The 5,792-nt window shown below is 75.3% G+C and carries 4 protein-coding genes and 2 pseudogenes; 3 read left to right on the forward strand and 3 right to left on the reverse strand.

Annotation, left to right across the window (positions count from 1 at the left end; all coding sequences use genetic code 11):
* A partial coding sequence (locus Q4D18_RS10775; protein WP_303128257.1) for a dihydrolipoamide acetyltransferase family protein occupies positions 1 to 1,083 on the forward strand: 1,083 nt, incomplete at its 5' end.
* Between the two features lie 19 nt (positions 1,084 to 1,102).
* Here Q4D18_RS10775 and Q4D18_RS10780 read toward each other — a convergent pair.
* Both Q4D18_RS10780 and Q4D18_RS10785 read right to left on the reverse strand, forming a co-directional pair.
* Complete coding sequence (locus Q4D18_RS10780; protein ID WP_303128259.1) at positions 1,103 to 1,573, reverse strand: GNAT family N-acetyltransferase; 471 nt, start codon at positions 1,571 to 1,573, stop codon at positions 1,103 to 1,105.
* Between the two features lie 60 nt (positions 1,574 to 1,633).
* Positions 1,634 to 2,293 carry a TetR/AcrR family transcriptional regulator gene (locus tag Q4D18_RS10785; protein WP_303128261.1) on the reverse strand — a complete coding sequence of 220 codons (660 nt, stop codon included), beginning with the start codon at positions 2,291 to 2,293 and terminating at the stop codon, positions 1,634 to 1,636.
* A gap of 119 nt (positions 2,294 to 2,412) precedes the next feature.
* Here Q4D18_RS10785 and Q4D18_RS10790 point away from each other — a divergent pair, with 119 nt between their 5' ends.
* Together Q4D18_RS10790 and Q4D18_RS10795 are read left to right on the forward strand one after the other, a co-directional pair.
* Positions 2,413 to 4,035: a carboxyl transferase domain-containing protein gene (locus Q4D18_RS10790; RefSeq protein WP_303128264.1), complete on the forward strand. Its 1,623-nt coding sequence runs from the start codon at positions 2,413 to 2,415 to the stop codon at positions 4,033 to 4,035.
* Positions 4,036 to 4,043: 8 nt separating this feature from the next.
* A pseudogene (locus Q4D18_RS10795) lies at positions 4,044 to 5,651 on the forward strand (acetyl/propionyl/methylcrotonyl-CoA carboxylase subunit alpha); the annotation flags it as partial.
* Here Q4D18_RS10795 and Q4D18_RS11930 read toward each other — a convergent pair.
* Positions 5,649 to 5,792: pseudogene (locus tag Q4D18_RS11930) on the reverse strand (30S ribosomal protein S2); the annotation flags it as partial. The pseudogenes Q4D18_RS10795 and Q4D18_RS11930 sit on opposite strands and share 3 nt — an antisense overlap.

Below are 5,792 nucleotides of genomic sequence, written 5' to 3' on the forward strand. Positions count from 1 at the left end.
GCCCCCGCCACCGGCGAGGTCGCCCCCGCCGCGTCGGTCGGCGGGTCCGTCCCTCCGGCCCCGTCAGCGGCCGGCGACGCCGCCCCGGAGCCTGTCGCGCCCGCACCCCCGACGACGGCGCAGACCGAGCCGGCTCTCGACGTGCCCGTCGGCGAGCGCCCGCGCTCCACCCCGCCCGTGCGCCTGCTGGCGCGCCGGCTCGGCGTGGACCTGGAGACGCTCACCGGCTCCGGCCCGCACGGGGTGATCGTCCGCGAGGACGTCGAGCGCGCCGCCCAGGGCGGCGCCCCCGACGCCGGGGTGACGCCCTCGGTGGCCGAGGCGACCCCGCCGGCCCCGGAGGAGGCGGCCGTTCCTGCCGGGCGCACCCTGGGCGGTCGCCCGCGCGTCGAGGTGGAGCCGGTCCGCGGGGTCCGCAAGGCCACCGCGGCGGCCATGGTGCAGTCCGCGTTCACGGCCCCGCACGTCACCGAGTTCCTCACGGTGGACGTCACGGAGTCCCTCGAACTGATCGAGGAGCTCAAGCGGGACCGCGCGTTCCGGGACCTGAAGCTCACGCCCATGACCTTCGCCGCACGCGCGTGCGTGCTGGCCATGGAGCGCACCCCGGAGGTCAACGCCCGATGGGACGAGGCCTCCGGCAGCATCCACCGGCAGAACTTCGTGAACCTCGGGTTCGCCGCGGCCACCCCGCGCGGGCTCATGGTCCCCAACGTCAAGGACGCCCAGGGCATGGACCTGCGGGCCCTGGCGCAGGAGATCGCCGCGCTCACCGGGCGGGCCCGCGAGGGCGCGCTCACCCCGGGCGAGCTCACCGGCGGCACGTTCACGCTGACCAACGTGGGCGTGTTCGGCGTGGACACCGGCACCCCGATCATCAACCCGGGCGAGGCGGCCATCCTGTGCCTCGGCGCCGTGCGGCGTCAGCCGTGGGAGCACCGCGGGGAGATCGCCCTGCGGGACATGGTGACGCTGTCGCTGTCCTTCGACCACCGGCTGGTGGACGGCGAGCAGGGCTCCCGCTTCCTCGCGGATGTCGGGGCGCTGCTGCGTCGGCCCGGGATGACGCTCGCGCTCGTCTGAGCGGCGCGCGGGGGAGGGCTCAGTCCCCGGAGAGCTCCAGGACGTGCTCGACGACCACTGCGGCGCGGGCGTTGGAGAACACCTTCTCCTCGCCGACCTTCTCGAAGCCGCGGCGGGTGAGGACCTTGACGGAGCCGGCGTTGTCCTCGGGCACGTGCGCCCGGACGGGGCGGCGGGTGTGGGAGGCGAGGAACTCGTCCACGGCGGCGGTGGTCAGGCCGCGGCCCCAGAACTCCCGGGCGGTCCAGAAGGAGAGCTCGTCGACCCCGTCCACGCGGGAGCAGACGAGCGCGCCGGCGGGCCGGCCCTCGTGCTCGATGGTCTGCACGGTGGTGTCCGGGTCGGCGAGCAGCTGCGCCCAGTGGTAGTCGAACACGCCGCGGTCGGCCGGGTTGCGCGGGGCGAACGCGGACATGACGTTGGCGCGCTCGTCCTGCTGGTGGAGGAAGAACTCGTCGAGGTCCGCGCTGCGGACGTCACGGAGGGGCACGTCGAGGGACCTCTCGTCGGTGGGTGGGCGCCGCTCGGAGGGGGAGCCCGGATGTGTCGGTCAGGCTACCACCGGGGGTTCGGGGCGCAGCGGCGCGGAGGCCGCGGCCCAGGCCATGGACACCAGGGTCTGACGTCGGGCGCTGCGGTCCGCGGGGGTGCGCCGCACGGAGCGGGGGGTGGAGTTCAGGAGGCCGAGGACGGCCTGGGCGCGGAACACGGCGGTGGCGTGGTCCTCGTGCGGGTGCATCAGGCGCAGCTGGGCCGCCCACAGCTCGATGTACCGGCGCTGCACCCGGGTCACGGCCGCGCGGTCGGCCGCGGGCAGGGCGGACATGTCCCGGTCCTGGACGCGGATGACGTCCCGGTTGTCCACGGCGAAGTCCGCGTGGAACGCGATGAGCGCGCGCAGGGCCTCCTCCCCGGCGGCGAGGTCCCGGACGGCGTCGTGCCCGCCCTCGAGCAGGCCCGTGCTGGCGGTGTCCAGGATCTCCACGAGCACGGCGGCCTTGCCCGCGAAGTGGCGGTAGACGGCGGGGCCGCTCACCCCGGCGGCGGCGCCGATGTCCTCGAGCCGGGCCGCGTCGTACCCCTCGGCGGCGAACAGGCGCGCGGCGGCGGTCAGCAGGTCCGCGCGGCGCCGGGCCTTGGCCCGTTCGCGGGAGGTTCGGGCGGGCGCCGCGGCGTCCGGCGCGGCGGGGGTGTCGGTGGTCTCGGGCATGGGGTCACTGTAGTGAGCCGCCCTCAGCCGCCCCTGCCGATGGACACCTGTGACCTGGGCCACTATCCTGGCGCCAGGGGATTCCAGTGAATCGCCATTCACTGAAAGGGGAGGTCCACGTGACCGTCGCAGCACAGGAGACGTCCGCGGGCGCGGCGTCGGAGCAGGCCCGTCCGCGCGGCCACGCCGCCGAGCACGCCCGCCTGGCCGCGGAGCTGTCCGAGCTCCTCGCCCGCGCCGCCCTGGGTGGGCCCGAGCGCTCTCGCGAGCGGCACGTCGCCCGCGGCAAGCTCCTGGTGCGGGACCGGATCGACGCGCTCCTGGACGAGGGCTCCCCGTTCCTGGAGGTCGGCGCGCTGGCCGCCCACGGCCTGTACGACGGCGAGTGCCCCGGGGCCGGCGTCGTCGCCGGGATCGGGCTGGTGCACGGGCGGCACGTGATGGTGCTGGGCAACGACGCCACCGTGAAGGGCGGCACCTACCACCCGATGACCGTCAAGAAGCACCTGCGCGCGCAGGAGATCGCCCTCGAGAACCGCCTGCCCTGCCTGTACCTCGTGGACTCCGGCGGCGCGTTCCTGCCCAAGCAGGACGAGGTGTTCCCGGACCGGGACCACTTCGGCCGGATCTTCCACAACCAGGCGCAGCTGTCCGCTCTGGGCGTCCCGCAGATCGCCGCAGTGTGCGGCTCCTCCACCGCCGGCGGCGCCTACGTCCCCGCGATGTGCGACGAGACCGTGATCGTCCGCGAGCAGGGCACCATCTTCCTGGGCGGCCCGCCCCTGGTGAAGGCCGCCATCGGCGAGGACGTGACCCCCGAGGAGCTCGGCGGCGGCCGCCTGCACGCCGAGGTCTCCGGCGTGGCCGACCACCTCGCCGACGACGACCTCCACGCGATGCAGATCCTGCGGGACGTCGTGGCCACCCTCCCCGACCCGCAGGGCCCGGCCTGGACGGTCGCCCCGGCCGTCGAGCCGGCGGTGGACCCGGCGACCCTCACCGAGGTGGTCCCGGCCGACGTCGCCACCCCGTACGACGTGCACGAGGTGATCGACCGGATCGTGGACGGCGGCTCGGTGCACGAGTTCAAGGCCCGGTACGGGACCACCCTGGTCACGGCCTTCGCCCGGATCGACGGGCACCCCGTGGGGATCCTGGCCAACAACGGCATCCTCTTCGGCGACTCCGCCCGCAAGGGCGCGCACTTCATCGAGCTGTGCGACCAGCGGGGGGTCCCGCTGCTGTTCCTGCAGAACATCTCCGGGTTCATGGTGGGCCGGGACGCCGAGGCCGGGGGCATCGCCCGGGATGGCGCCAAGATGGTCACGGCCGTGGCCACCGCGCGCGTGCCCAAGCTGACCGTGGTGGTCGGCGGCTCCTTCGGCGCCGGCAACTACGCCATGTGCGGCCGTGCCTACTCGCCGCGGTTCCTGTGGATGTGGCCGCATGCGCGGATCTCGGTGATGGGCGGGCCCCAGGCCGCCTCCGTGCTGACGCAGATCAAGCAGGACCAGATCGCGGCCGCGGGCGGGGAGCCGCTGACCCCCGAGCAGGTCGAGGAGGCCGCCGCCCCGATCCGCGCCCAGTACGAGGACCAGGGCAGCCCGCTCTACTCCACCGCCCGCCTCTGGGACGACGGGATCATCACCCCGGGGGACACGCGCCGCGTGCTGGCGATGGCCCTCGACGTCGTCTCCCGTGCCCCGCTGCCGGAGCCCCGCTTCGGCCTGTTCCGGATGTGAGCCCCGCCATGACCGCCCCCCTCTTCGACACCGTCCTGGTGGCCAACCGCGGCGAGATCGCCGTGCGCGTGATCCGCACCCTGCGCCGCCTCGGCATCCGCTCCGCGGCCGTGTACTCCGACGCCGACGCCGGCGCGCGCCACGTGCGCGAGGCCGACATCGCCGTCCGGCTCGGCCCGGCACCCGCGCGCGAGTCCTACCTGGACATCGACGCGGTGGTGCGCGCCGCCGTCGACTGCGGCGCGCGGGCCGTGCACCCCGGGTATGGCTTCCTCTCCGAGAACGCCGACTTCGCGCGGGCCCTCGAGGCCGCCGGGATCGTGTTCGTGGGCCCGCCTGTGACCTCTTTGGACGCCATGGCGGACAAGATCCGCGCCAAGGAGACCGTGGCCGCCCACCGGGTGCCCGTGGTCCCCGGCATCCAGGACCCGAGCCTGAGCGACGAGCAGATCGCGGCCGAGGCCGAGCGCGTCGGCTACCCGCTGCTGATCAAGCCCTCCGCCGGCGGTGGCGGCAAGGGGATGGTTGCCGTACACGCCGCGGCGGAGCTGGCCGCGGGGCTGGCCTCGGCCCGACGCACCGCGCGCTCGGCGTTCGGCGACGACACCCTCCTGCTGGAGCGGCTGATCACCGCGCCCCGGCACATCGAGGTGCAGGTCTTCGCGGACGCCCACGGCACCACGGTGCACCTGGGCGAGCGGGAGTGCTCGCTGCAGCGCCGCCACCAGAAGGTGGTCGAGGAGGCCCCCGCCCCGCTGCTGACCGCCCAGCCCGACGGCGGCGCCGCCCTGCGCGCGCGCCTCGGCGCGGCCGCGGTGGACGCCGCGCGGTCCGTGGACTACCGCGGGGCCGGCACCGTGGAGTTCCTGGTCTCCGACGAGCGTCCGGACGAGTTCTTCTTCATGGAGATGAACACCCGCCTGCAGGTGGAGCACCCCGTCTCCGAGGAGGTCGTGCGGGTGCACGGGGAGCCGGTCGACTTCGTGGAGCTGCAGCTGCGCGTGGCCGCGGGGGAGCCCTTCGGCTTCACCCAGGAGGCCGTGACCCTGGAGGGCGCCGCCGTGGAGGCCCGCGTCTACGCCGAGGACCCCGCGAACGGCTTCCTGCCCGCCACCGGGCAGGTGCTGCGCTGGCGCGAGCCGGCGGGCGCGGGCGTCCGCGTGGACACGCTGCTCCTCCCGTCCGCCCCCGACGGCGCCGCCCCCGAGCAGCCGGAGATCACGGGCTTCTACGACCCGATGCTCGCCAAGGTGATCGCCTCCGGCCGGGACCGCGGGCAGGCCCTGGACCGGCTCGACGCCGCCCTGGCCGAGACCGTCCTGTTCGGGGTGACGAGCAACGTCGGCTGGCTGCGCGGGCTCCTCGCGCGGGAGGACGTGCGCGCCGGGCGCCTCACCACCGAGCTCATCGACGGCCTGGAGTCCTGGCAGGCGCCCGCGCTGCCGGAGGACCTCGGCGAGCTGGCCGCCGAGGCGCTCGTCGACCTCGGCCCGGACGCCGCACAGGCCGCCGCAGACGCCGAGCGCCTGGCGGCGGGCACCGCGTGGGCCCGCGCCGACGGCTGGCGCCCCGCCGGCGCGCCCCCGCCCCCGATCGCGGTGCGGGTGGGCGCCGAGCAGCTCACGCTCCCAGTCGGCCATCGGCTCGGCCTCGTCACCGCTGCCCGCGTTGGACCGGCTGCGGGCCAGCAGGCCCTCGGCCACGGCGTCCGCCACGACCCGGGTGAGCAGGGTGACGGAACGGATCGCGTCGTCGTT

The sequence above is a fragment of the Micrococcus sp. genome, assembly GCF_030523875.1.
In the GTDB taxonomy this organism is placed as follows: Bacteria; Actinomycetota; Actinomycetes; order Actinomycetales; family Micrococcaceae; genus Micrococcus.